At 58.6% G+C, this 25,305-nt stretch carries 27 protein-coding genes; 10 read left to right on the plus strand and 17 right to left on the minus strand.

Annotated elements, in window-relative coordinates; all coding sequences use genetic code 11:
• Positions 1-272: 272 nt before the first annotated feature.
• From HIJ39_RS13975 to HIJ39_RS13995, 5 genes are all read right to left on the minus strand, one after another.
• A complete protein-coding gene (locus HIJ39_RS13975; RefSeq protein WP_169100740.1) occupies positions 273-512 on the minus strand; it encodes a hypothetical protein in 240 nt (79 codons plus the stop codon).
• Positions 505-1,164, minus strand: coding sequence for a hypothetical protein (locus HIJ39_RS13980; protein WP_169100741.1), 660 nt, complete (start codon positions 1,162-1,164; stop codon positions 505-507). Before HIJ39_RS13980 ends, HIJ39_RS13975 begins: the two co-directional genes overlap by 8 nt.
• Positions 1,165-1,207: 43 nt before the next feature.
• Positions 1,208-3,061, minus strand: coding sequence for an MDR family MFS transporter (locus HIJ39_RS13985; protein ID WP_169100742.1), 1,854 nt, complete (start codon positions 3,059-3,061; stop codon positions 1,208-1,210).
• Positions 3,051-3,524, minus strand: coding sequence for a MarR family winged helix-turn-helix transcriptional regulator (locus HIJ39_RS13990; RefSeq protein WP_169100743.1), 474 nt, complete (start codon positions 3,522-3,524; stop codon positions 3,051-3,053). Before HIJ39_RS13990 ends, HIJ39_RS13985 begins: the two co-directional genes overlap by 11 nt.
• Before the next feature lie 83 nt (positions 3,525-3,607).
• Complete coding sequence (locus HIJ39_RS13995) at positions 3,608-4,186, minus strand: CPBP family intramembrane glutamic endopeptidase (RefSeq protein ID WP_169100744.1); 579 nt, start codon at positions 4,184-4,186, stop codon at positions 3,608-3,610.
• Between the two features lie 561 nt (positions 4,187-4,747).
• Here HIJ39_RS13995 and HIJ39_RS14000 point away from each other — a divergent pair.
• The 5 genes from HIJ39_RS14000 (at position 4,748) to HIJ39_RS14020 (ending at position 9,063) form a co-directional block, all read left to right on the plus strand.
• A complete protein-coding gene (locus HIJ39_RS14000; protein WP_169100745.1) occupies positions 4,748-5,026 on the plus strand; it encodes a hypothetical protein in 279 nt (92 codons plus the stop codon).
• A 31-nt stretch (positions 5,027-5,057) separates the two neighbouring features.
• Positions 5,058-5,678 (plus strand): homing endonuclease associated repeat-containing protein, encoded by a 621-nt coding sequence (locus HIJ39_RS24935; protein WP_169100746.1) that lies wholly within the window; start codon positions 5,058-5,060, stop codon positions 5,676-5,678.
• Entirely contained in the window at positions 5,675-6,946 is a 1,272-nt protein-coding gene (locus tag HIJ39_RS14010; protein ID WP_169100747.1) for an alcohol dehydrogenase catalytic domain-containing protein, read from the plus strand. The genes HIJ39_RS24935 and HIJ39_RS14010 overlap by 4 nt, the downstream gene beginning before the upstream one ends.
• Before the next feature lie 38 nt (positions 6,947-6,984).
• Positions 6,985-8,052, plus strand: coding sequence for a class II aldolase/adducin family protein (locus HIJ39_RS14015; protein WP_169100749.1), 1,068 nt, complete (start codon positions 6,985-6,987; stop codon positions 8,050-8,052).
• A gap of 297 nt (positions 8,053-8,349) precedes the next feature.
• A complete protein-coding gene (locus HIJ39_RS14020; RefSeq protein WP_169100751.1) occupies positions 8,350-9,063 on the plus strand; it encodes a VIT1/CCC1 transporter family protein in 714 nt (237 codons plus the stop codon).
• 92 nt (positions 9,064-9,155) lie between these two features.
• Here HIJ39_RS14020 and HIJ39_RS14025 read toward each other — a convergent pair whose 3' ends face one another.
• From HIJ39_RS14025 to HIJ39_RS14080, 12 genes are all read right to left on the minus strand, one after another.
• The gene (locus tag HIJ39_RS14025; RefSeq protein ID WP_169100753.1) at positions 9,156-9,470 is read right to left on the minus strand and encodes an SPW repeat protein; all 315 of its coding nucleotides are present in this window, start codon (positions 9,468-9,470) and stop codon (positions 9,156-9,158) included.
• A 301-nt stretch (positions 9,471-9,771) separates the two neighbouring features.
• A complete protein-coding gene (locus tag HIJ39_RS14030) occupies positions 9,772-10,458 on the minus strand; it encodes an SDR family NAD(P)-dependent oxidoreductase (RefSeq protein ID WP_169100755.1) in 687 nt (228 codons plus the stop codon).
• Positions 10,442-11,047 carry a hypothetical protein gene (locus HIJ39_RS14035; protein ID WP_169100757.1) on the minus strand — a complete coding sequence of 202 codons (606 nt, stop codon included), beginning with the start codon at positions 11,045-11,047 and terminating at the stop codon, positions 10,442-10,444. Before HIJ39_RS14035 ends, HIJ39_RS14030 begins: the two co-directional genes overlap by 17 nt.
• Before the next feature lie 11 nt (positions 11,048-11,058).
• A complete protein-coding gene (locus HIJ39_RS14040) occupies positions 11,059-13,668 on the minus strand; it encodes a DEAD/DEAH box helicase (protein ID WP_169100759.1) in 2,610 nt (869 codons plus the stop codon).
• On the minus strand, positions 13,665-14,471 hold the full coding sequence (locus tag HIJ39_RS14045) for an alpha-amylase family protein (RefSeq protein WP_169100761.1): 807 nt from the start codon (positions 14,469-14,471) through the stop codon (positions 13,665-13,667). The genes HIJ39_RS14040 and HIJ39_RS14045 overlap by 4 nt, the downstream gene beginning before the upstream one ends.
• An 87-nt stretch (positions 14,472-14,558) precedes the next feature.
• Positions 14,559-14,735 carry a hypothetical protein gene (locus tag HIJ39_RS14050; RefSeq protein WP_169100763.1) on the minus strand — a complete coding sequence of 59 codons (177 nt, stop codon included), beginning with the start codon at positions 14,733-14,735 and terminating at the stop codon, positions 14,559-14,561.
• A gap of 76 nt (positions 14,736-14,811) precedes the next feature.
• Positions 14,812-14,988: a hypothetical protein gene (locus HIJ39_RS14055; protein WP_169100765.1), complete on the minus strand. Its 177-nt coding sequence runs from the start codon at positions 14,986-14,988 to the stop codon at positions 14,812-14,814.
• A gap of 248 nt (positions 14,989-15,236) precedes the next feature.
• Positions 15,237-15,641, minus strand: a complete 405-nt coding sequence (locus tag HIJ39_RS14060; RefSeq protein WP_169100767.1) for a hypothetical protein — start codon at positions 15,639-15,641, stop codon at positions 15,237-15,239.
• Between the two features lie 53 nt (positions 15,642-15,694).
• Positions 15,695-16,309: a hypothetical protein gene (locus tag HIJ39_RS14065; RefSeq protein ID WP_169100769.1), complete on the minus strand. Its 615-nt coding sequence runs from the start codon at positions 16,307-16,309 to the stop codon at positions 15,695-15,697.
• A 280-nt stretch (positions 16,310-16,589) separates the two neighbouring features.
• On the minus strand, positions 16,590-17,738 hold the full coding sequence (locus HIJ39_RS14070) for a WD40/YVTN/BNR-like repeat-containing protein (protein WP_169100771.1): 1,149 nt from the start codon (positions 17,736-17,738) through the stop codon (positions 16,590-16,592).
• Positions 17,735-18,250 (minus strand): sigma-70 family RNA polymerase sigma factor, encoded by a 516-nt coding sequence (locus tag HIJ39_RS14075; protein WP_169100773.1) that lies wholly within the window; start codon positions 18,248-18,250, stop codon positions 17,735-17,737. The genes HIJ39_RS14070 and HIJ39_RS14075 overlap by 4 nt, the downstream gene beginning before the upstream one ends.
• Before the next feature lie 36 nt (positions 18,251-18,286).
• A complete protein-coding gene (locus HIJ39_RS14080; protein WP_169100775.1) occupies positions 18,287-19,453 on the minus strand; it encodes an AI-2E family transporter in 1,167 nt (388 codons plus the stop codon).
• 101 nt (positions 19,454-19,554) lie between these two features.
• On the opposite strand from HIJ39_RS14080, the gene murJ reads away from it, so the two are divergent.
• The 5 genes from murJ (at position 19,555) to HIJ39_RS14105 (ending at position 25,269) form a co-directional block, all read left to right on the plus strand.
• On the plus strand, positions 19,555-21,216 hold the full coding sequence (murJ, locus tag HIJ39_RS14085; protein ID WP_338055181.1) for a murein biosynthesis integral membrane protein MurJ: 1,662 nt from the start codon (positions 19,555-19,557) through the stop codon (positions 21,214-21,216).
• A 55-nt stretch (positions 21,217-21,271) separates the two neighbouring features.
• Positions 21,272-22,723 (plus strand): alpha,alpha-trehalose-phosphate synthase (UDP-forming), encoded by a 1,452-nt coding sequence (locus tag HIJ39_RS14090; protein ID WP_169100777.1) that lies wholly within the window; start codon positions 21,272-21,274, stop codon positions 22,721-22,723.
• Positions 22,710-23,456, plus strand: a complete 747-nt coding sequence (gene otsB, locus HIJ39_RS14095) for a trehalose-phosphatase (protein ID WP_169100779.1) — start codon at positions 22,710-22,712, stop codon at positions 23,454-23,456. The genes HIJ39_RS14090 and otsB overlap by 14 nt, the downstream gene beginning before the upstream one ends.
• A 421-nt stretch (positions 23,457-23,877) precedes the next feature.
• The gene (locus HIJ39_RS14100; RefSeq protein ID WP_169100781.1) at positions 23,878-24,159 is read left to right on the plus strand and encodes a hypothetical protein; all 282 of its coding nucleotides are present in this window, start codon (positions 23,878-23,880) and stop codon (positions 24,157-24,159) included.
• A gap of 423 nt (positions 24,160-24,582) precedes the next feature.
• Positions 24,583-25,269, plus strand: a complete 687-nt coding sequence (locus HIJ39_RS14105) for an EAL domain-containing protein (protein ID WP_169100783.1) — start codon at positions 24,583-24,585, stop codon at positions 25,267-25,269.
• The last annotated feature ends 36 nt before the right edge of the window (positions 25,270-25,305 follow it).

Consider the following 25,305-nt stretch of genomic DNA (forward strand, 5'->3'; position numbering starts at 1 on the left):
TCTGAGGGTCGAGTTAACGGGCTACTCTACATGCGGAGCGACGGCATCGCGGACCGACTACGCACACAAGCTGCTAGTGCCCTTAACGCTTTACGGGTCGCAGGTTTTTTGCGGAGTACGGATCATTGCCACTAGCGATCCTAGTTCAAAGCTCCCCCGAAGCGGACGGTAGGCGCGTGCTTGCAGCGAGAGACTCCTGGAAAGAAAGCGGCCCTCGCCCATCAAGGACGAGGCCTGCTCAGTTCAGTTCTATGCCCTTAAACTCGGTTGACTTATGACTCGTCGTGCTTGGCCTCTGCGGCAGCCTCGCCAATGCCAAACGCCCATTGAATGACGAGACTCGCCGCGACAATGACGATAAGGGCTGCCCCTGCCCACTCGTCAATCCGGCTCGGTAGCCGATGGCCAGCAAAGCCGACCCAACTCGGGGCAATGAGGAGCCACACGCCGCCCAACAAAAGAACCCAAAGACCGATATGGCCGGGAGAAAATCCACGCCGACCTTTATTCATGGTTCTCACTCCCCCTCCGCGCCGGCTCCATGGGCCGTGTGCGCTGTATTTCCTCAAGAAGGTTGGTCGCCATCTTTAAGAGCTCCGCCTCACTCATCAAGGCGGGCCGATCCGCCTGCTCACGTTGCGGCGCGGGAGGCTCCTTCGGTTCAGATGGCACCTTTTCGCCCGGGGCTTGCTCCGTCCGTATTTCGCTCAAGAGCGCACTCGCCAATCGCACCAGATCGTCGTCACTGGGTGTCTTGACGTCTGGGGTCGATGGCGGTGCCTGGGCCGGTTGCTGAGGCTGTCGCTGCTCCAAATCCTCGACCATGGAATTAACCAATGCCAGCAATTGTTCGTCGGTAATGGCCGGCGAAGCAGCGGGCGCAGCCGCCTCAGGAACTGCCTCGGTCTCTTCAACCCGCGGGCGGCGGCTCACCAACCCGACGGCCGCCATCTCACGGCGGAGGCCACCTTGATAGAGTGCCATGGATACGAGTCCCACGACCAGAACGCCGAGTCCACTCCAAAAATCCGTCTTGGTCGCCAGCGTCCATGAGCCATTGGCATGATTGAGACGGGACATCCACGGACTGACCGTGAGAAACAATCCGACTAACGAACCCGCCACACTTCCCGACATGGCAGCGATTGATCGTCCAGTTCGCATGTTTTCGACCCCCTTCGATGAATAATCACGTGCGAATCCACTGCTAGGGATTCCCCCCCACGTCAGCCGTTGTAGCGGCGCTTTCCTGCCGGCCAATCGAGAGGGCTTCTTGATAGGCGAGATATTGCCGCAACAGGTAAATGGCCGCCGCGTGCGCTCGTTGACGCTCCAAATCGTTCGCAAAGCCACCAGCCTGAAGTCGTTTCGCAATGGCTAGACCCAACACGGCGCGGGCCGTGTGTCCGTTCATCACGGGCGCACTAGGCATATCCCCGATCTTTTTCTTTAAGGCAATCTCCTTTAAGAAGAACAGGGTGATCAACGAGGCGGCCAACAGCAGGGCGCCCAGAAAGAACACCCGATCGGCGCCCATCGCCAGCGACAGCCTCACACCATGAAGCAGGCCCTTGGCCAGCAGCGCCCCCTCAGGGCCGAATTTGGCGAATGCGTGTTGCATTTGGCTTGCCGCCTGGGAACTCAACAGCGTCGACGGATTCGAAAGACCTGAAAGGGCATGCGGCGGAACGACCTTTCGCACCGCCAGGGGAATCTTCTTAGGCAGCTCATGGGTAAACCGCGCTGTGAGCACCGACCCAAACACAGCAATCCCCACGGTGCTGCCAATGGATCGGAAGAACTGCAGCGTCGACGTCACCGATCCCAACATGCTAAACGGAAAGGCGTTTTGCACCACGATGGTGAAAAGGCTCATCATGGTCCCCATGCCGAGACCGGTGATTACCATGTTGCGCACCACCAACCCGTTATGGACTGAAGCCCCCATGCGGGAGAGCAGGAACATCCCGAAAACAGCAATCGCCATGCTCACAATGGCCAGCACCTTGTATTTGCCGGTGCGGGAAAGAATCTGGCCGCCAATCACGCTTGACGCCATGAATCCCAGCATCATCGGCGTCAATACCATGCCGGAATTCTGGGCCGAATCGCCCACTACGGCCTGCGTGAAGAGCGGGATGTACATGATGGCGCCGAACATGCCCAAGGACACCAAGAACGAGGCGGCCACGCTGACCGAAAAGATGCTGTTCTTAAACAGCCGCGGCTCAATGATGGGCTCCTTGGTGTACATCTCCCACAGGATGAACGCCACCCAGCCAACCAAGCTTAACGCGAATCCGCCCAGCACATGCCAGTTTCCCCAGGTGTACTGGTTTCCGGCCCACGAAAATCCCAGCAACATGGGAACCGCCGCCACCACTAAAATGGCCGCGCCGATATAATCCACCGCGTGTTGGGTCTTGCGATAAATGGAGGGCAACGCCGTCGCGGCAAAAATGAGCGCCACGGCACCGATGGGCATGTTGACGTAGAACACCCAGCGCCAGCTCCAGTGGTCGGTGATAAAGCCGCCTGCCCATGGCCCCACAATCGAGGCTAGTCCAAAGACGGCCATCAACAATCCCTGCCAACGGCCCCGTTCGGCCGGCGGGAAAATGTCACCAATGATGGCGATGGCGATCGGCATCATGGCACCACCGCCAAGCCCTTGGATACCCCGGTACAAAATCAACTGCGTCATGGTATGTGACGTTCCGGAAAGTGCCGACCCGAGCAGAAAGAGCACCATGCCCAAAATGAAAAACGGCTTTCTCCCATAGAGGTCGGACAGTTTGCCGTAAAGCGGCACCATCACCGTAGACGCCAGGAGATAGCTGGTCGTCACCCAGGCATACTCTTTAAGGCCATTCAGATCAGCGATGATGCGCGGCATGGCTGTCCCCACCACTGTCTGGTCGACAGCCGCCAACAGCATGCCCAACATGACGCTAATTAAAATAAACACCAATCGCTCACGGCTGACCTGCGAACGAATCCCCAATGAGGGATCAATTGCGTTCGCCCGACGGCCGGCTGCTGAAGCCCGACTAATGGCCATGCTGTTCCTCTCTTTCCTTGCGGCTTTGAGCCGCCATCTCAGCCAACGCGCTAAGTCCCCGTTCCAACTCCGCTAAATCCCGCGCATCCATGCGTTCCAACCATTCTCGGAGTGCTCGTGGCCCTGCGTCCAATTCGCGGCGTAAATTTTGGCCCCGCTCGCTTAACACGCACTGGGTCACGCGGCGATCGTGAGGATGCGGCCGACGTTCCACCAGCCCCGCCTTGACCAGCCGCTCCACCACTTGGCTTGCCGACGGCAATCCGATGTTGAGCTCCTTGGCGACCAACCCGATGGAAGGATCCCCATCTTTGGCAATGGCGAAAAACGCTTTCATCTGGGACATGGTGAGATCGGCGTGCATCAGCACATCCTGTTGCCGACTGGCGATTTCTCTCGCCAAAGCCCGCATGCGCCCCCAAACCAGATCCACGCGATTGCCTTGTTGCACCGTATTTGCCATGGTTTCCACCCGCCTCGTTGCTTATGATAAGCCAAACAGTTCGGCCGGGTCAAATACTTTATGAGTAAAATCTTTTCGACAAATCAAAAATGCGGCCGCCCAAAGTTAATCAACAGGACCAGCACGACCATCAACACCAAGCTTGCACTCCAGTGCCCCTCCGGCCCATAGGGTTCCCCTTTCACCTCACGATGCCGCGGCGACGGCAGCAATTTGCGGTTTCTTTCGCCGCTGACGGTAAATCCTAAGCCCCATTCGGCAAGATTCCAGCCGGCGTGGGCCGCCGCTGCCACCCAGAGCCCCCACCGGAGAAAAACGAAACCGAGAATGACGCTCACCACCAACAGATTCAGCACCGCGCCAAAGCTCAAGCGGCCATTGGGGCGGTGGGCAATGGTAAAGAGCACCACCGAGACCAAAAAGGCGGGAACTAGGCCGATAAAGCGGCTTCCCTGCCCGATAATCAACCACCGAAATAGCCCTTCCTCCACGAAAGCCATGGCCAACAGCAACACGGCGATGCCGAGAAATGCGAGGCCGCCCAGGCGCTCCTCTTGGTGGACCGATTCCACACGCCCAAGCTGGCGAAGAATCACCGCGACCGCCACAAAACTAAAGAAACCGGCGGCCAGCGCAAGTCCCATGGCATTCTCCAGTCTCATTCCCGCCCCTCCTTCGCATACAGCCAATGATATACCGCCTTACGATTTGAGGGAAAATAAACGTGCGCATACCCGGCCATCCGGGTCGGCGTGGCACAACCGTCCACCCCTTCCCGACACGATGACCCAAGGCGGGATCCGGGTCGCCGAGCGCCCGGTGAAAATTCGCATCAATATCATCCGGCCCCACTTTTAATGGCTGGCATCCTTGGGCCACCAGGTGACCGGAACAGGCAGCGAGGCGCCCGTTTTACCTCTGCCGCTGGCTATCATTAGGCGGGGAATGGACGGGATTTTTGCTCCCATGGGCTCGCTCCCTCCGTCAGTGGTCTTTATATTGCTTCTCCTTGCCCCACGCCATCTCCTACCACGCCCTTTCTCGCGTGGTCCACCTCAAAATCCGCAAGTTTTCCGGTCCAGGGCCGAACGCCCCATGTGGGCCCGGCCAAACGGCCCATTGCAAAGGACCCTTTAGTCCTCCATCTCGCGTCTTTGGACCATGGTCGATGATCTGCCCTGCAGTTGATACTGAACACAAAATCATCAATCTGGGAGGCATGCATGATGGATAGCCAGGCACTGTGGTGGTCCGTCGTCCACGACGTGCTTGTCGATGAATGGGGCCTTGATGCCGGCGATCTCCGGCCTGAAACCCCACTCTTCCTGGGGAATGTTTCGAGCTGGATGGATTGGGCCGAACTGCTGCTGGCCGTGCAAGAGCGCACCCTCATGCCCTTGCCGTCTGCCGTGCCCGACACGTCGCTTCATTGCGGCGCGGATTTCACACGTTGGTTGACCGAGTTCGGGCCTCCCCGATCCGGGCTTTACCAAGGAGCTTAATGACGAAAAAAGAGATTAGGAGTGAGGTTCTGTGGCAACCGTCTCGTCCGATACCGTTACTACGAGGAAACGCAAGTCCTGGTCCAAAGAGTTGGTGATCCTCACCATTCAAACGCGCCATTTAAACGGCAAGATATTAAATCCCCAAGACCTTCAGCGGGAGGATTCGAGTCTTTTGGCGGCGGGCCGGCGCTATTTCGGTTCTTGGGCCAACGCCCTGCAGGCCGCCCACGTACCGCCGATTCGCCGCCACTGGGCCATGCACCACCGACGCGGCTATTGGACGAATGACTTGCTGCTGCAGGAGATCCGGCGCCACGCGGCTAACGGAGACCCATTATATGCGCATGCCATGCAGGCCATCGACAATTGTTTGGTGTCCGCCGCCACCTATCACTTTGGCTCTTGGGCCGACGCCCTAGAGGCAGCCGGATTTGATCCCGATGCCATTCGAGCGACCCGGCGGCACACCGCCGCCTCGGTAATGGAGGAAATTCAACGACTCTTGCGCTCGGGCGCCGAAGTTGGCGACACGGTTGTGCGGCGACACGACTACACCTTATATCGGGCCGCCCAAAAATTCTTCGGCACCTGGCAAAAAGCCGTTGAGGCGAGCCGAGCAGAGCTCCGTGCACCGAGGGCTACTGAGTGACGAAGACACCCCTAGCGGCTCAGAGCGCGGGAACGCCGGTCGATGGGTATTGGGGACTGGAGTACAATGTTAGTCTCTCTCGTCTGGCGCTTCAGCAGTTGAGCCCGTCGCGCGCGCTGCGTTGGGGCATGAAATCCTTGCGCCTGCGCAAGGCGCCGAATCCGGTGGTCAGCGATTCGCCTGAGTGGACTGCCATCACACCCAGCTTGTCCGGGATTTGCGGCTCGGATCTCAGTCTCCTGAAGGGCCTGAGTTCCCCCTATCTCGCGCCCCTGGTGTCATTGCCGGCGGTTCTCGGACATGAAGTGGTGGGCCGCATTGACAGTCCCTCGGCGCCTTGGCCCGTCGGCACCCGTGTGATCCTCGATCCGTCGCTGGCCTGTGCAGCTCGGGGACTGCCGCTCTGCCCCGCCTGTGGACGCGGGGAGCCCGATGAATGCGAAGCGCGGGCCGATGCGCACCTCGGTGCCGGTTTATTGCTGGGATATCACCACAGCCTGCCGGGAGGATGGTCAAATCGCCTATGGGCGCCGATTGCTCAAGTCATTCCCATCCCGGACGACCTGGAGGACGCGCGCGCGGTGCTGGCCGAACCGGCCAGCATCGTGGCCGAGGGCCTCTCGCGTCTTCGCTGGGACGGCATCGGAACGCTCCTCATAATCGGAGCGGGAGCGATTGGGCTCCTCTCGACGTGGCTTGTCCGCTCCCAACATCCGGATATCGCCGTGTTTGTACGCTCGCGCCATCCGCATCAGTCGGCACTCGCGGCGGAACTCGGCGCGTCCAGTATTTTTGACGAAGGCGGCGACCGGGAGTTTGTTCAACGGCCCGAGTTGGATTCCATAGCGGGACGGCTATTGCCCGCCTCATTTGGTGGATGGCCATTCAGGACGGGCGGATTTGATGCCGTGATCGACAGTGTGGGGACGGAGCTCTCGTTGTTTCAGGCTTTGACCTTGGCCCGTCCGGGAGGCCAGATTTTGCTCTTAGGCGCTGCCGGACGCCTCCGCACGGATTTAACCCCGCTGTGGAGCCGGCGCATCACACTTTTCGGCTCGTTTGGATACGGCCACCACCCCTTTTCGCCACCCCAAAAGACATTCCACGACGTTATCGCGCTACTGCGTCAGACACCATCACCCATCGAACGGATTGTCAGCCATATCGTTCCTCTAACGAAATTTTGGGAGGCATTCGACATTTTGGCCACCCGACAAACGGGAGCCATCAAGGTTGCCTTCAGCAACGACCTTGCCATGAAAGCCTAACGCGCGGCTCAGGCCCGTGAATTTGAGGAGGTATTTCCATGTTGTTTGGATTTAGCGGCGACACGATGTCGCCTTGGTATTTCGAACTCGAAGAGCAGCTGCGTTTGGTGATGCAGGAACATGGCCACCAGGAAACCGACCAGTTGCAAGACGCGGGGCTGGTTTTTCACGTCGTCTCGCCGAACCGCCCACGGCCCTTCCGCCGCCAGTCGCAGGCGACCTTCGTGGTAGGCGTCGCACCCTTCGACACCCGCATCGATCAATCGCTCCTGCAACTCTATCCGCTCTTGGTCCGGTCGTTGTCCAACCTCATCATCGGCGGGTCCGATGGGGACTCCGCCGTTCACCTGGTCACTCCCGAACTTGGCAACTACGCCGTCGAGCGGACCGCCCGAAACTGGCGTGAAGCCCTCTACGAACGGATTGCCCCGCTCGCCACCTCCCACTTGGTGATTGACAACATCTTCGACCCCGACCTACCGGAGTCCTTGTGGGACGGAACCCAGGTCACGCGCGAGATGCGTGATGCCAGCCGCACCTTGGCCTCCTGGGAGCTCTTTCCCGCCCCCTATCCGGTCGCCGACATGCTGCCAGCCGAGGACTTTCGGCACTTGAAAAAAGTGTTCGGCATTGGCGGGTTGAGCTACGGCAATCTCAGCGCGCGTCATGAAGGCGACCTCTTTTGGATGTCCGCGAGCGGCGTGGACAAGGGCAAGATTGGCACTGTCAGCCGGGACATTCTATTGGTCAAGGGATATGACGAGTCTGAGCGCGCCATTCGACTCTCGGTTGCCCCCGACTCCCAGCCGCTACGCGTTTCGGTCGACGCTATCGAGCACTGGGGTATCTATCGCAAGCACCCCGAAATTGGCGCCCTAATCCACATTCACGCGTGGGTTGATGGCATCCCAAGCACCACGGTGAATTATCCTTGCGGGACGGTCGAAATGGGCGAGGCCATGTCTGATCTGCTAGATCGCGATCCGCATCCGGAACGGACCATTATTGGATTGAGAAACCATGGCATCACGGCAACTGGCCCGAACTTTCCCGACATCCTCAGCCGTCTTGAAGGCCATGTAAAGTCGCAAGTGCCCATGCAATAAATCCCAGAGAAGCAATCCCCCGGGGACGAACGGGCCGCCGGGGGAACTCGTCTAATATGGGGTACGCAACCGAGAGAAGCTCGGGCCCGAGTCACGAAAATCATATAGGGAGCGCCCTCCACATCGGCGGTTGGCTCCTTTCGCCTGCCGTCCTCCGCGCCTCTGGCAACGCCCTCCCAGTCGTGCGCCGACATCGCCCGATGTCCAGAAACCGCCTTATGAGAATGAGTATTAATACTGTTAAGATGACGGGACAGCGACCTCGTTTCTATACTCGAGGATAAGGAGGTCCTGGTCATGGTTCCCTCTCCCGAAGTCCGACCGGCGGCGATTTCCAAAGGCGCAAGAGGCGACGCCCTCCGCGAGATCGTGTTCGGTGTGAATGATGGGTTAATCTCAATCACTGGCTTGGTGGTGGGGGTGGCGTCATCGCAAATGACGGCCCATCAAGTCCTGCTTGCTGGTCTGGCGGCCACCACCGCGGCTGTCGTTGCCATGGGCCTCGGCGCCTACCTCTCCACGGCGGCCCAAAACCAGTATTTGCTGGCGGAACGCAATCGTGAGTATCAAGCGATTCAATCCAATCCCCAAGAAAAACAGCAACAAGTCGCCTGGCACTATCAACAGCAAGGCATGGCCCCAGACTTGGCTTCCCAAGTCACGCGCTATACCGTATCCGATCGCCAGCGTTGGGTCGCCTTTCTTGTTCAACAAGAAATCGGCGTCAGCTTGGACCATCTCGAAAGTCCGTGGACATCCGCGGTGCTCATGGCCGTTGCCGTATTGGTTGGCTCCTTGGCCCCCGTAATCCCCTTTCTGCTCTCAACCCGAGTGAGCAGCGCGCTGCCGTGGTCAATCGGCTTGGCCATGGTGACAGCCTTTGCCTTAGGTGCGGTGAAATCTCGGGTAACAGACGGGACCCCATGGCGTGGAGGTGTGCAGTTTGTTATTGTCGCCGCCATCGCAGTCGCCGTTGGCATCGTGGCGGGACACCTGTTTCATGCGCTCTAAGGCTCGTCATCGCAACGGCGACGGAAAACCACCCGAACATGCGGAGACCGCCTCTTCCAACTGAGGCGGCCTTAGGTTCTCCAAAAAGGATGCTACCATAATTGCCAGAGAGCAAAAGCCAGCGTGGCCGCGCCCACCAACACGATGACCCAAAAGATCGCAGCGATGGCCGCAAACCCGTAAAGCCAAGGCGTCAGCGCTAAATAGAGGCCAAATACCGCAATCAACCAATGCCGCCAGGGTCGGGGCTCCACATCGCCCATAGCCCAAAGACTCAGAATCAACGTGAGCCCGCCGAAAATCAATGCCGACCACAAGAACAAGGACGACTGCGTTGGGTTCATGGCAAACGCTGCTACCACAAACCAGGCACCAAAAATGGCCAAGAACGCATTCCGCCAGGTCATTGATCTCCCCTCCTTCCTCCAAAAGCGCGTTTTAGTACATACGGTACGAGGGTACGATCCAAAAGGTGCAGGAAGAGGGAATTTTTGGGGATTTAGACATGATTTCACCATGGCTAGTAAAACAAGTGGGGCAAGAGAGAGGCCCGGCCCCATGTTCTGGGGCCTCGAGCCGGGTTCTTTTAACTTCGGCGGTAATAATCTCGTGACGGAAACGCTGGGGGGCAGTGTGGTCTTACGCTGTGGGAATCCTACAGTTTGGTCGCCATCCAGGGATTTTCATGCCTCCGCTCAGCATGCCCGTTTAACTCGGCAATACATCGCCGCCATTGACATAGATGACCTGCCCGGTGGAAAGACCGCGGGGGAAGGTCAGAAGCGATTCCAACACATGGGCCACCTCGTCGGGCGTCTGCCATCTGCCCGTCGCCGTCTTGGCCGCAATGCGGGCCCGTTCCGCGGGTGAAAGGGCGTCGCCCCACCGCGTTTGCACCCAACCGGGTGCCACCACATAAACGGTGGCCCGCTCACCGAGACTTTTGGCCAAACTCTTGCCCCATGAGGTCAAGGCTCCCTTGGCCAAGGCATAAAGCTCGCCAGCTTCGCCCGCCTTGCCCAATCCGGCGCGGTCCCATCCCATGAGGATGATGATGCCCCCTGGCGAAAGCCGGGGGAGCGCCGCCTGTACCGTTTTGACCGTGCCAGCCACATCAACCCGGTAAAGCGCCTCCAAGCGTTCCAGATAGGGTGCATGGCGAAGCGGCGGAGAGAGAATGTCGGCTCCGGCCAGGCATAAAAGCGCATCGATGGCGGGCAGCTGAGAGAGCGCGTCAACCATGCGGTCCAACGGCCAGGTCAAATCGAAACGGTGGTCGTCAGCATTCGGCCGACGAGCCAAGCCCTCCACCACCCAATCCGGGTGGCACTCGGCGACACGCGCGCGAAACGCCTGGCCGATCCCGCCGCTAATGCCGCTAGCGAGAATCCGCATTGGCGCTCCCACTTTCTCCAAAGAGATTGTCCCGTTCCCGTTGAGCCGCCTTGACGGCCGCCTCGACAATGGCGGTCAGTTCCTTTCTGGTCCGATCCAGATTTGTCCCCAACGCCGTCGGCACCCGTGACACCGCCCGCGCGTTAATGTTCATCGAACGCACCATGCCTCGCCGATTCAACAACAGCAATATGAGCTCCGGCCGCTCTTGAGCGCGGTGCAGCCAATTCCAGGTTAGCGCCCCTCCATGCCAACAGGGCACATCGCCGCACGCGCTGCATTGGCACGCAAACTCCTCAGTCAAATATGGGATGCGGGCGATGGAGGAATCGGCAAACCAGTCGTCATAGAACCGTTCCTCGCCCAGTCGCCGGCCCTCCACCATGGCCATCCACTTCTCGTCGCTATCCCAGGGGCGGACCGTCAACCGCACCGTCACCGAATCGGGGCTGTTGACGAACGTCCCGCGCAGAACGCCCCCATAGCCCTGCATTTCTTCCGGCGCCAAGCCCTGCATATCCCGGACACCGTCCGGACCGAATCGCGCCAGAAGCGCTGCTTCGAGGCGGCCTTTGAGAACTTCCAGCATTCGTGCCCTCCTTAACTGGGACTGGTGGTAAGACTTTGACGGAGCTCAACCAACTCACGCAACTCGCGGTTGGACAGTTCCGAGACCCACATGTCGGACCCGCTTTCGCTCAAGATCTGCCGGGATAGGTGGCGCTTTTCTTGAATGAGGGCATCAATCCGCTCCTCCACCGTCCCGCGCGTGACAAATTTGTGGACGGTCACCAGTGAGGTTTGTCCCATCCGCCACACCCGGTCCGTCGCCTGATCTTCCGTAGCCGGATTCCACCAGCGGTCATAATGAATCACGTGTTGCGCAGAGGCCAGGTTAAGCCCCACCCCGCCTGCCTTCAGCGATGCCAATAGAATGGGCGGTCCGGCGGGATCGGTAAAGTCATGGATCACTTGATCCCGTTCAGCCTTCCCCATCGAGCCATGAAAGGTCAGCACCGGAGTGTGAAAATGACGCCGCAGGTATGGCGCCAGCAATTGCACCCAAGCCACGTACTGCGAGAAAATCACCACGCGCTCAGAGGCCTCCAATATTTCCGCCAGGAGCTCCTCGAGCCGCTCCAACTTTCCCGATCGTCCCCTCATCGGACCGCTCTGATGGAGATAGAGGGCGGGATGGTCGACAATCTGCTTCAAATGGGTCAGCGCCGCCACAATCGCACCGCGCCGCGCCATGCGGGTCATGGAGCCGTCGACCTCCCGAAAGAGCGTGTCCACGACTGCTTGATAGAGGCCGATTTGTTCTGGGGTGAGGTGAGTCCACTCGGGAATTTCCACCTTATCAGGCAGATCTGGCATCACATTCGGGTCCGTTTTCATCCGCCGCAACACAAACGGCGCCAAGAGCCGCCGGAGATCGCCGAGCGACCGTTCACTGCGCTCAAAGCGCTGCCGGAACTCCCGCTCCGATCCGAGATAGCCGGGATTGAGAAACTCCATTTCCGCCCACAAATCTTTGAGGCGATTTTCCACCGGCGTTCCCGTCAGCGCCACCCGCCAGCGGGCGGGAATCCGCCTTATGGCCCGAGCCCGTTTGGTATTGGGATTTTTAATCTGCTGGGCCTCGTCGGCCACCACACCCAGCCAATCCACCTGCTTCAACCAGTCGACGTCCCGCAAAAGCACGTCATAGGTGGTCAGTACGGCGTCAAATTCACCCACCCACTCTATCAGTGCTGGGCCTTCCAAGCGCGTAGTCCCGAGATGGCTGCCCACCTTGAGGCGAGGATTGAATCGGGCAAATTCGCGCTCCCAGTTGCCCACCACAGACAGCGGGGCCGCAATCAGGACGGGGCCCAAATAGGCGCCATCCTGTTTAAGTCGGGTCAGTGCGGCGATGACCTCGACGGTTTTACCAAGTCCCATATCGTCTGCCAGAAGGGCGCCCACTGAGGATTTCATCCGACGCACCAGCCATTCCACGCCTTCTTGCTGATACTGGCGCAAATCACCGCGAAACCCGGCCAGCGGTTCAAATGGCGGATAGGGGCCAGTAAGCTGCGAGAGCATCCGGTAAACCTCGCCGGAGGAAACCACCTCGACCCCTTCATCCACGCCGCCGACCGCCCAGCGCAGCGCATCGGCCATCTTCACCCGGCTTCTTTTAGCTCGTTCATACATGCGCCGGGCTTCCTGAAGGGTGTCGTCATCGAGAACCACAAACTGGCCGCCCAGACGAATCAAAGGCCGTGAAGCGCGCACCAATCCTTCGAGTTCGCTAAGGGTCATGGGATGGTCGCCCAACAACACTTCCCAGTCCACTTCCACAATCTGATCCAAGCCTAAGCGCGAGGCGCGCGGCTCATCGCTGTGCTGCAGCTGCCCGCGGATGTGAAGACGCGGATTGCGCCATTGGCCCGGCATTTCCACCTTGACGCCCTCCGCGATCAGGGCTGGCAATTCTTCCTGCCAAAAGGCGTCGCTTTCCCTGTCATCGAGCGCCAACAGCGCATCGCGTCCGTGCACCGTCAGACGGCGCCATGCTGGAAAACGCAATGCCCAGTCAGATACGTCCCGGTCCGCCGCATGCGACACTTGCAGAGTGAGACGGCCGCCCTCAATGCTCTCAAGGCGAATTACCGGCGTATCCGGACCGCCTCGAAGTCCCAGCTCAGCCGCGATGGTCTGCCATTCTTGACTCACCTGTGCCAGCAACCGACGATCGCTGGCATTGACGTCCCACACCGCACGAGGCCGCATCAAGCGGGCGACCAAGCGCCGTCCCAACGGGCCGCCAATCGCTCGCCGAGCCTCCAAGTCTGGCGCATGGCGGCGTACGAAGGCGTCCACCCAATCATTCAAAAAGGAGGCCAAGTAGCGCACCTGATCGTCGGTGAGCGGCTTCTCGGAATCCTCGAGATGGGCACGCACCACCGCTTCCGCATCGACGAGGCGCCATACGGGCACCACACCTTGGGAAAGGGGCTCTAGGGCCGGGAGTACATCAGCCTCCAACATGCGATCCAGAAAAAAGTCCCACCAGACAAAGACCGACCGATATTGCGGCTGCAACGTCGTAAGAGCCAAGGCTACCGCCCGATCGCGATCGACAAAGCGGCCGTCAATGGTAAATCCCCACTGCCCGTTCACCAACACGGGCCAATCTTGCTGCGAAATAGCCATCACCGTCATGAGACGCGCTCCAAGCGCTCGCGAAGCCGCAGCAGCGCGTCCAGCTTATTCCCATACGCAAACAGCACTCCGTCGGCGTAGTGCAGGGCGACCTCGGCTGCCCGGCCGAGTGCTTCCTCCGCCACGCCCAATGCGTACAATTCGACAAAAAAGGGTCGCGTTAAGCGCTCCCGAAAACCTTGCGCCAATATTTCCAGCCAGTAGGTGGTGGCGTAATGCAAATCATAGATGGGGACAATGAAGCGATCGACAAGGTCGCTTAACTGATCAAGATTGTTACCAAATCGGCGTTCCAAGTGGCCCGGAAGCGGATCCGGAAACAGCGTCATGTCAACGTGGGGAATATCGTTTCGAACCTCCTCGACGAAGGCACTAATCACGCGCTGACGGTACGCTTCCAATTGATCCTGCCCGCCCGCTTTTTCTAAACACAGCTCGCAGCGGCAATAGCCCTCGCGAGCAAACGAGGCATCGTCCAGACGGAGGCGGCGGCTTCGACTCTGCTGGGCGGCTTTCTGCACCCAATCTACTGCCAGCCGACGCACCTCGGGATGGCTCGGACAAATGGCGTCCCAATCAAAATAGCGGCTGCTGCGAACTGCCCGCTGGCCGTTGGCGTCAACTTGAACCCACTCCGGGTGATCCGAGGCGGCCCGATTGTCCCCAAACACACTGACCATCGGAACCGTCCCGACAATGGGCGGATGCCAGACGCCGGCCACGTCCTTCACCTCGTAATAAGCCAAATCAAAATGGCTCAGATGCTCGGGAAATCGGCTCACCACGCCTATTGTCTTCCCCATCTCGTCCTCCCATCCGTATCCGTTCTATTTTAGCAGAAGATCCGCCAGTGTTCTCTCTTATAGTGCATATAGAAGGACCGGCGCCCATTACGGACGCCGGTCGTCGGCATCATCCATCCAATCCGTTTTCATTGTTCGCTGGCGTTGATGTTCCTGTCGCCGCCAGCACTGTATCCAATCCCACCAACCTAGAACGTCCCCACTCACTGCCAGCGCCACCAGACGCTGGCGGAAGACTTGGGGATCGAGTCCTCCTTCTGACATCGCCACCCCTCCACTCCGACGTCGTACTATATTCCGCCGAGTCATGAAGGGCGCAAGGGAACTTCTGGAAGGACGACTATCGTCCGGGCGTCACAGGGTGATGGAACCGGGCAACCGTTTGCGAAATCTTTTCCCAGGTGTCGGCGGTAAACCGGCAGGCGGGATACGCCGAACACTGAATGACACTGTGTCCATCCTGAGCCACAATCTCCTCTAAACGACCAATCTGGCAAAGCGGGCACCGCTGTTCCACCAAAACCCCTCCTTCGCTGAAATGTGACACACTCGACGAGAATCTTAGGAAGAAACACGCATCATGATCAGGAAATTGTCCGAGGCAAAGTAAAATGATGGGTCATCCCTGACACAAATTGGCAAGCAGCCTGGCACACATTATATCAGATGAAGCATCGCAACGTAAGGTGTGACAGAAACTTGGGAGGTGTGTCTAGCATATCCTCCACCGCTCTTTCTTATGCGGCTCATTTCTCTAGTCTATGCCTAGGATCCACGGCAGTTCGTGGCGTTCAACAAAAAAACGCCGAACCTATTGAGAAGGTTACGGCGCAAATCTCCGTTCGTAGACATCTTAGCCCAGAATGCTAGTGACGCGATAAGAGCCACAATGTCGAGGGCGACCACTGCGAGAATGCCAATCGTTCCCGCCTTGCCACCAGCGATGGCCATCAACGGAATAGACAAAGCGAAGATGGGACCTAACCGCCGTGATCGGGATCGAGAGGTACGTCCCGTGACCACCGGGACGGATGTCGGAGCTTCTGTCTTGGTTAAATCTAAAATCTGGTCGGCCAAATGCTCATCAAATTCCGGACCCAAATCGCGGTGAGCTCTCAATATGGCCACGATATCATCGCGGCTTGGCGATGCGCCTGGCTGTTGTCGCATCCTCGCTTCCCCCAAATTTTCTTCTAGCATAGCACGATTTCATGAGACCGACCCTAATATTTTTGCATGTTGACCGCCATGCTCAACGCGGCCAGGACACCATCCTGCGCCGCCGGATAGGTGCGCACCTGATAGAGGGACCGATTTTCTTGCCAGACGACATCGGCGTTAATTCCGTGATTTTCGACCATCACCTGGATGGTCCCCCTGCCCGTCCCCACGGGCTGGGGTGCGGGGAGAAAGTGGGTATGCAAATAGGCGGCCATGATTTCCGCGTCCGTCATGGGGAGATTATTCGCCTCACCTACCACGACTTTCCATTGCCCCTCTTGCCACGCTAAAACATCTTCACTGCCGATCCTCCCCGCATGAGCCACGATGTCGCTGCCAATAGCGACAGACGTGCTGGAAGTCGGAAACGATAGGCCCAATCCGTCGGCTGCCACTGCCGCCGCAGCTTCCTTGGTGGTCTGGTAAGACGCCATCGCGAACCCGCTGACCGCCCCGGGAGTTGACGTGATTGTCACTTGATAGCGGGCTATGAGCCCCCCCGACGACGGCCCGGACATACTCGGCTTGTACCGCATAACCTCCGATCCGTCTGAAGGAAGTGGAACCACCATCGGCGCTTCGGCGATGGCCGCCAACGAGTCCGGAAGACGGCTCATGGCCATCTGGACAATGTTGGGTAATCCTCCCGAGGGGGAAAGACTTGGAGGCGGTGACGACGCCCCCGTGATGGGCAACGTGGTCGATTGCGGCGAATAGCTGGGAGGAACCGACGGTGACGTACGAGGATGAGAACGGTGGTGATGTGGGGAATTTGGGGGCTCGGGTCTCGGAAGAGACACTGTGGGTTTTGCCCCACAACCGGCCAACACCCATGTCACACTGAACATAACCATTAGCGAAATCACTTTGCGTTTTTTATTCATCCGTCCTCCATCTCTACCGTGCCCGCGCCCATTTGTGGCCCCCATCGACGGTTTCCCACAAGGCGCCTCGAGCCGACAAGACATAGCCGGTTTGGTCACTAACAAATCCCACGCTAACAGCCGCTCCGGAAAAGGGCAAGGGCGATAATTTGGTCCATGGCTCGCCTAGCCGCGATTGGCGCCAAATACCTCCGGACACAGCGACCCAGCGTGTCAAACCCCGTTGAAAGGCGGTCCCAGACGCCAGACCTTCCGCCCAGAGATTCGGCTGACTCATCTTCAACGCTTGCAGAACGCCTCCGGTGGATCGGCTGTGGGCAGAACCAAAGACAGCCGAGAGACGCCACGACTGCCCATTGTTGTCACTGACATAGGTCTGCCCTTGTTGCGATGCCTCAAGATGACCCGATTGCCGCCAAAGCGTGCCAATCGCCCCCCGAAGTCCCGTCGCTGGGCCCGACACCCACCCTCCTCGGGTTTGGACATCCCGCTCATCCATACCGTCTTCCGCGGTTCCCAAAAGGATGAGGCGATGATTCCCCCCTAGGAATGCGGCAACCGACGAAAGCGTGTCCACATTCTGCGGCAGATGCACCGTTTGCCAGGTGGTTCCGCCATTTTGCGTTTGCTTGAGCACCCAGCCCTTCGATACCGTGTGCAAAAGCCACAGCCCCGACCTTCCAGAAAAGATGATGCGGGCCGTTATGGCCGTCGTATGAGGCAAACGAACGGACGGCCGGGACAGGGGGGCTGCTTCAACTCGTGGAGTGGTGGACTGCAGGACCAGAGAGGTGCCCTGCTGCTCCGAGAGCCAAAGGTGGTTTTGGGATACGGTCATGGCCAGTATCCGTGGTTGGGGCGCCGCCGCTTGGGCCGCTTGGGTAGTGCCGCTCGATATTCCCTGATGGGGCAGCCCTTTGGCCAAACGGGGCACGACGATAATCCCAACCGCGGCTAGCACCGCAAGACCGCTCAGGTTAAGCAGCGCCCGCTTAATAGCGCGCCGCGGCCGCGATTCGAGATGGATGGCCCCGTCGCGTTCGGCACGTCGAAGGGCCTCGCTGACCGAGGTGGATGAGAGCCGCAACGGCGCTGCTTGCTTTTGCCAGTAGGCGCGCAATACGGTCTCGGGATCGGATTGACGCGGCCTTCTTTTGCTCATCCTTCACCCTCCCCTTCTCCTTGGACATCCCCACGGGCTTCCTGATAGGCGGCCTTAAAGCGCTTTCGGGCCCGGGAAAGCCGAATTCGGGCCGCTGTCGCGGTAATTCCCAACACCTGGGCTACTTCCCGGGTGCTTAAATCGAGAAAATAGAAAAACACCAGCACCTCGCGGTCGGCATCTGACAGCTGAACTAAAGCTCGGGCTACGTCGATGCGGTCCTCCCCGAAGTCTGCCGCCTGTCCTCCCAAGAGGGTGTCGTCCAGAGGCACCGCGGCCGGCGGTGTACGGCGCGCAAGATCCCGCACCGCATTGCGCGTCACCTGCCACACCCAAGGGGCCGTGATCTCAAAGTCTGGATGTTCTAGACACCAGCGGGCAATATGGTACAGTGCCTCTTGCGCGGCGTCCTCGGCCGCTTCTTTGTTGCCGAGCAGCGTAAACGCCAAGCGGAAGACGCGATCTTTATATTGAACAAGCCATGATTCCACCACTTGCCGGCGTTCGGCCACGAGCCCAGGGAGCCCCCTTCAACAGCCTGTCGTGATCTAAACGCCTTTTTCGGGAAGAATGTTTCGGCGGTCGCCCGTGGAACTGGCCGCAGTTTCGGAACTGCTGCGATGAACTTGCTGGCTGGGCAGCACTACGCGCTCCCGCCATAATCGGACAGCCGCCACCCAGGCAGCCACCACAATGCCGGCCGCGGGAACGGCGAACAGCGCCCCCCACACGCCCTGCCAGTCGGCGCCGATCATCAGCGCCAGGACCGACAACACTGGGTGCAGGCCCACTTGGGAGCGTATAATACGCGGCCCAAGAATTTGCGATTCCAATAGGTGCACGGCGGCAAACAGCACCGCCACCTCCGGTACCTGCACCAAGGGATGGCCCGCGAGCGCCATAATCAGGGGGACGATGGCCCCCAACACCGGACCCAGCAGCGGGATGAGCTCCATGACGCCTGCCAGCACGCCAATCAAGAGTGGATAGGAAAGGCCAATGGCCCACGATCCAAGACCGAAGGCGCTGCCCACGACAGCGGAGAGCAAAAGCTGGCCGCGTACATAGCCGCCCACCACCCGAGTTAGGGTATGCTCGGCGGCCAGCACCAAATCGCGATGCTGTACCGGCACCAAGCGCAAGATAGCCAACTGCATGCGTTCCGCGTCCAAAAGCCAGTACACAGTGACAAACAGCACGATAGCCCCGTCCACCAAGGCCCCAATGACGTTGGTTACAATATTGATGGTTTGAGACACAATGAACGACGATACCTTGCCAGCATTGGACAAAATCTTATTTTCAAGGCTGGGAATATTGATGTGAATGTTGTTGTGGCTCAACCAGCTCAGGAGTCCCGGAGCGAGAGTGGAGAGATGCTGAACATTCTCAGGCACATGTTTGACCAACGTGACAAGCTGCCCCGTAATCACAATGCCGAGAATCGCTCCCCCCCCGACAATCACCAGCACCGCACCCAACACCACCACCAACACCGCCCAAGGCCGGCGCCAATGATTCGCGAGACGATCCACCAGCGGGCTTAAGGTGATGGTAAAGATGATGGCGAGAATCAAAATGAGCACTACGCGGCCAAGGCGCGAGAGCAGAAAGCCCAGTCCATAAATGACTGTGGCCGTGCCTAGCACCACCAGCACGAGATCGCGCAGAGCAGCGAGATTCCATCGAAATCGTTTGGGTGTTTGAAACGGCATGGCATCGCCTCTTTATTTCCATTGTATCCTGAATCCCGGGTTCTCAACAGTCTGGAGATATTTCTGGCGCCGGCGGAAGTCTTAGCCAGGCCTGCCTGCGAGTGGAAGGGCGGTCGGGCCTCGGGTACAATAGTCTTATTGACGCGAAGGAGGTCGGCACGCTGGACGCAGACTCCCGCCAAGCCAACCGCAGTATCCGGAAGCGCAGCATCGGATTCTCGGCATCGCTCATTTTCATTGCGACCCTCATCAGCCGTGTGAGCGGGTTCGCCCGCGAAATTGTCATGGCCATCTTTTTCGCGACCTCAAGCTCGACTGACGCCTGGCTAATGGCCTCGGCCCTGCCCAACCTCTTATTCAGCACGGTCAACGGCGCCATCTCGGTCACACTGGTGCCCATCTTGACCGATGGCGATGCATCCTATTCGCCCCGTTCCGTCACGCGTTTCTTGAACGAGGTCTTTACCCTAGTGGTGCTCGTGACCCTTGGGCTTGTCGCCGTCGGTGAAGTCTTTGCACCCGCCATCGTTCACCTGATGGCCCCCGGGTTCGTGGGACATCCCGGCGAACTCACGAAAACCATAGACATGACTCGCATCATGCTGCCGACCATTCTCTTTTGGGGCATCGCCGGGCTAGTGGTGGGCGCATTGCAGGAGAGGGACGAGTACTTCGCGCCCGCGATGTCTCCCGTGGCCGTCAATGTGGTCCGGATTTTCACCATCATTCTCATTGGCCACTATCTGATGCATAACAACATTATCGGGGTGGCCATAGGATTCACCATCGCGGTCGCTGCACAATTAGTGGTCACCGTCCCGGTCCTGCGACGAATGGGCATTCATCTGCGCTTCCGGTGGCACTTCAGCCACCCCCTACTTAAGCGTATGATTCGGATGGCCGGTCCCTTCTTTCTCACCTCGTCGGTCGGCAGCATTGGGGTGATCGTAGACCGCATCTTGGCCTCAGAACTGGTTGTTGGCAGCATCGCGGCCCTCAACTATGCCTATGTGCTGGTGCAGATCCCGGTGGGGCTCTTGGTCTCTTCTTTGGCTCAACCGATTTATACGCGGCTCTCCCGATACCACAGCTTTCACGAGGATCAGACCTTCCGGCAACTGGCAATGCAGGGATTTCGACTCGTGCTGGCAGTCATTGTTCCTATCACCATCTGGTTTTTGGTGCTCAACGTCCCCATCTTGAGGCTCTTGTATCAGCACGGCCGGTTTCAGGGCCGATCGACCGATCTCACCTCGGGAGCCCTCTTCTACTTCGCCCTTGGACTTCCGGGCTTCAGTCTATATTTCTACCTCCAGCGGCTTTTTTTCGCGACGAAGGACACCCGGTCGCCATCACGGTTCTCGATTATCACCATCATCGTCAATATTATCGGAGATCTGATTTTAGTCCGCGTCATGAAGGTCGATGGCTTGGCGTTGGCCACCGGTTTGGCCGCCTGGGTCAATGCCATCCTCTTAGCGTGGAAGGCGCTGAAGCCCCGCTATAACTCTAATCTCCACATGGGTCGCACTCTCTTGACCTTAGCCCTTGCCGGACTTGGAATGCTGGGGGTGTCGCTGGCCTCCTTCCATCTGCTGCATCTCGCCACAATGACGGGCATTCTGCCGTTGTTTTTGGCCCTTGCCCTAACCGGGATCGTTTCCGGCGCAGTCTACATTTTGCTACTGCTGGTATTCCACTACCCTGACATGGGCTACATTATCTCCCGGTTAACACGCGGCCGGGTCACTTTACGACGGTAATTTATGGCACGCTAAACCACTGTCCTGTGATACCATAATCTCAGGAGGGATCGCTATGGGTACCGTGCCGACCAGTCGGCCGCTAGTGATTGTCACCAACCGCGAGCCCTATGTGGATGAAAAAACCAAGCATGGAATCCGTGTTGTGCAAAAAGCAGGCGGGGTGGTTTCCGCCTTAGATCCCATGTTGCGTGAAGTAGGCGGCGATTGGGTGGCATGGGGAAGCGGCAGCGCTGACCGCATGACAGCCCCGGGCGGCGTGCGGCCAGTTCCGCCGAAGAATCCCCGCTATCGGCTGCATCGCATTTATCTCTCACCGGATGAAGTCTCGGGATTTTATAACCGTTATTCCAACCAAGGGCTGTGGCCGCTCTGTCATATGCTGATTGAGCGAGTGCAGTTTTCCCGCCAAGCCTATTCCGTCTACCGTGCCGTCAATGCCAAGTTTGCGCGCAAAGTGGCCCGTGAAAGCCAACAGCGCTCCTTAGTCTTCTCTCATGACTATCAGTTGGCCCTGTTTCCGAGTCTATTACGCCAGTTACGGCCGGATTTAGCCATCGCCCATTTCTGGCATATTCCTTGGCCCGCTTTCACGGTGTATCGCCGCTGCCCGCAATATCAGGAAATTCTGCGCGGTTTGATGGGGGCGGACGTCTTGGGCTTCCAGACCTCTGATGACGTGGATGCCTTTCTGACCGCTGTCAGCCGCACCTTTCGGCATGTGCAGGTGGATCGCGACAACTCCCGCATTCATTGGCAGGGGCGTGCCATTGAAGTGCGCGCCTTTCCTATTTCGGTGGACATCGAGGCCATTGAAGAACTGGTGCAGACGCCCCGCATTACCCGCCTTGCCGATGGAATTCGCCACCGTTTCGCGCAAAATGGAAACTTCCTAGGCGTATCGGTGGACCGGGCCGACTACACCAAAGGGATTATTCCCCGTTTGGAGGCGCTGCAGGAATTCTTTTCCCGCTATCCCCACCGCCGCGGACAAGTCAATTTCCTGCAGGTGGTGGTCCCCACGCGTTCGGAGGTGCAAGCCTATCGCACTCTTTATCGGCAAGTAGAGGATATGACCCGTCGCATCAATGAAGAGTTTGGTCAAGAGGGTTGGATGCCGGTCACGACGATTCGCCGCTCGCTCGATCGCCCGCGAGTCATGGCTCTATTCCGGGCGGCCGATTTCGCCATCATTTCCTCACTTTTTGACGGCATGAATCTGGTGGCCAAAGAATTTGTCTCCGCACAAGTGGACAAAAAGGGCGTGCTACTGCTCAGCGAATCCACTGGTGCCGCCCAAGAGCTGGAATCCGCCATTCACATCAACCCCTGGGATCCGGAAGGATGTGCCGCCTCCCTTGAGGAAGCGCTCTCCTTGAGTCCCGAGGAGCGCCAAGGGCGGATGAATGCGATGCGGCGGCAAATTCATCAGCACACCCTGTACGATTGGGTGACCGCCATTTTGACAACCCTGGACTCGGTGACGGAAAGTTATGTCCAGTCCTAGCCCATTAAGCCCCCGCCTGCTGGACGGGTGGAGCCGGCAGGGAGGCTGGGTGTTTGATTTGGACGGGACCCTGTTGGATATTGCGCCCCGGCCGGACGCGGTCGAGGTCCCCCCCAGCCTTCTTAGCAGCCTGAGCCAGCTCAGCAACCTGAGTGCTGGGCGGGTTGCTATTGTCAGCGGCCGGGCTTTGGCGGATTTAGTTCATTTAATCCCGCTCCCCTCCATCGCCCTGGTGGGAAACCACGGAGCGGAGCGCCGCATAAACGGCCATGTCAATTCCGTTTCACCGCCAAGCGAGGGGCTCAATGCCATTCGCTCTCAGCTGAATCAGCTGCCAACCACGTTTCCGGGACTGGTTGTGGAAGACAAGGACTGGACCATAAGCGTCCATGTCCGCCATGTTGCTGAACACCGGTTGGGCGCTTGTGAGGCAGCCATTCGTGATATTGCCTCCCGCCCCGATCTCTACCTGCGCGCAGCCAAAGCCTGCTGGGAAATCGGTCCAAAATCCGGCGCCAGCAAAGGCGATGCCGTTCGCTGGCTTAGCGAGCACTGGGGTACGGACATCCGTCTGGCCATCTTTGGGGACGATGTCACTGACGAGGACGCCTTCCATGCAGCCCGTCCGCACGATCTCACCGTGATCATTGGATCCCGCCGGCCAACACAAGCTAAATTCAGCCTCCCTTCCCCGGATACCCTCCGCCGCCTCATCAAGACCACGGTTTCTTGAGCCGGGGGCCTCTGTCGTATACCGCTTTCCAAAGGACCCTCCGATGTTATCCACATCGCCTCGGCCGAAGCTGCCGTGGGGGACGGACGAGCCGATGGTCGGTCGTCGCCTCCCCCTTCAAGAGCCTCCGGTGACCCTTCTCAATTGGGAACAGCGTGCGGTTCTGTCATTAGAACGCCAAAGAAATGCGCAGAATTCCTAACCGCCCGACATAAACAGCCATGCGATGTTCCAGCGAGGGTCGCATGAGCCCGTCCCGTTGCCGACGCGGTCGGGACAGGTCGTATAAAATTCTGGAATCGTCGACAAAATAAGGGGTGGATAATCCTTCCACATTTTTAGACTAAGGCTACCAACTTTTCCACGCCGACCACGAAGGATATCGCTAGAGGAACTGGAATGGAAGGAGGCGACTTCAACCGTGTCTACGGCGCGCGCACATATCAAGGACAGTAAGCATGGCGCCTCCGGCGATCACGCTGAGAAGAAGGGCCACCCCTTCCGCAATGCCCTTCTCATCTCACTGGCGCTGGCAGCGCTGATTCTATGGCAGCTCAACCCTATCATCCAAGGACTGCACTCCACAGCAACCGCCTTAAGCCACGCGGAATCGTTCCGCCAGGTGGTAATTGGGCTGGTGAACATGGGATACCATCGGGCCCTAGACGCCATTACGCCGCTCATTCACCGCGTAAGCCGATAGCTTCTCACCCCCGAAAGGGGGTTTTTCTTTAGGGGGAGCACATCTCCCCCTTGGTCGAGGCCTCTCCCCATTTCGCTTGCAATTTCATGGATTGGACCTTGTTGCTATGTCATTTGTCCCCTGACTGTCCCGACAGCCGGGAGCAGCGAAACGAGCACGACGACTCCGAAGGAGGATGGTCATGTAGACAACGCGCATGACGAAGCACGAGTTCGGGGGGCGTGGCTTGACAGCAGTATCGGATGAAACCCTTGCCCCACTGTCCAGTAGCCCCCCATGTCCATAGAGAACCCTCTCCCCTTCGCACCCATCGGCCTGCCGATTAGCCCGATAATGGACCCGGCCGCAAGATTTTGCAAAAAATACCATCGTCGAGAAGGAACGCCCACGGATTGCACGAATTATGTTCTCGAGGTGATGCGTTTGGCAACAAGTTGGACTCCTACGGTGTTGTTTCAACCGGTGGTGGACCTACTGACTGGCGAAGTGCTCGGTTACGAAGCGTTGGGTCGTGTCAGCGGATGCGAAGACGAAGGATTTCGCCTTCTCGCGCTGTATGCCGAACACGACAATGTTTACGACGAGACGCTCATTCACCTGACGAGGCTCGCCATCTCGCGCGGCGCATTTCGCCCTCCAGGAACGCTGCTCTTCATTAACGTCACCCGCCCAGTATTGCAGGCGCTGTTAGATGATTCCGGCCATCGATTGTCGTCCTATGACGGCCTAGTCTTTGAAATTCCCGAGTCCGATCACCAAATCAGCCAGTGGCCCAGTCTTTTGGTCCCGTTTGTCGCCGACGCGGCCCAAGTGGCACTTGATGACTGGGGTGCTGGGCAAGCGGACCCGCTGAGACTGGTCGAAATTCACCCCGCCTGGGTAAAGATTGATCTGCAGATGACCCAAAAAGTAGGGCAGGATCCGGCGGTAGACCGGCTCATTGCGCTGTTGGTCAACTGGCTGGAGGAAAATCGTGCCCGAGTCATTGCCGAGGGCATCGAGACCGAAGAACAGCTGTTCCGGCTTCGACGTTTGGGAATTCGCTATGGTCAAGGTTATTTTTTAGGCCGTCCGGGTAATGTTCTATCTTGTTGTCAAGCAATTTCCTGATGATTACACTCCAAAGTAGGCGTTGAGATAGTCTAG

The sequence above is a fragment of the Sulfobacillus harzensis genome, assembly GCF_012933365.1.
Classification (GTDB): Bacteria; Bacillota; Sulfobacillia; order Sulfobacillales; family Sulfobacillaceae; genus Sulfobacillus_B; species Sulfobacillus_B harzensis.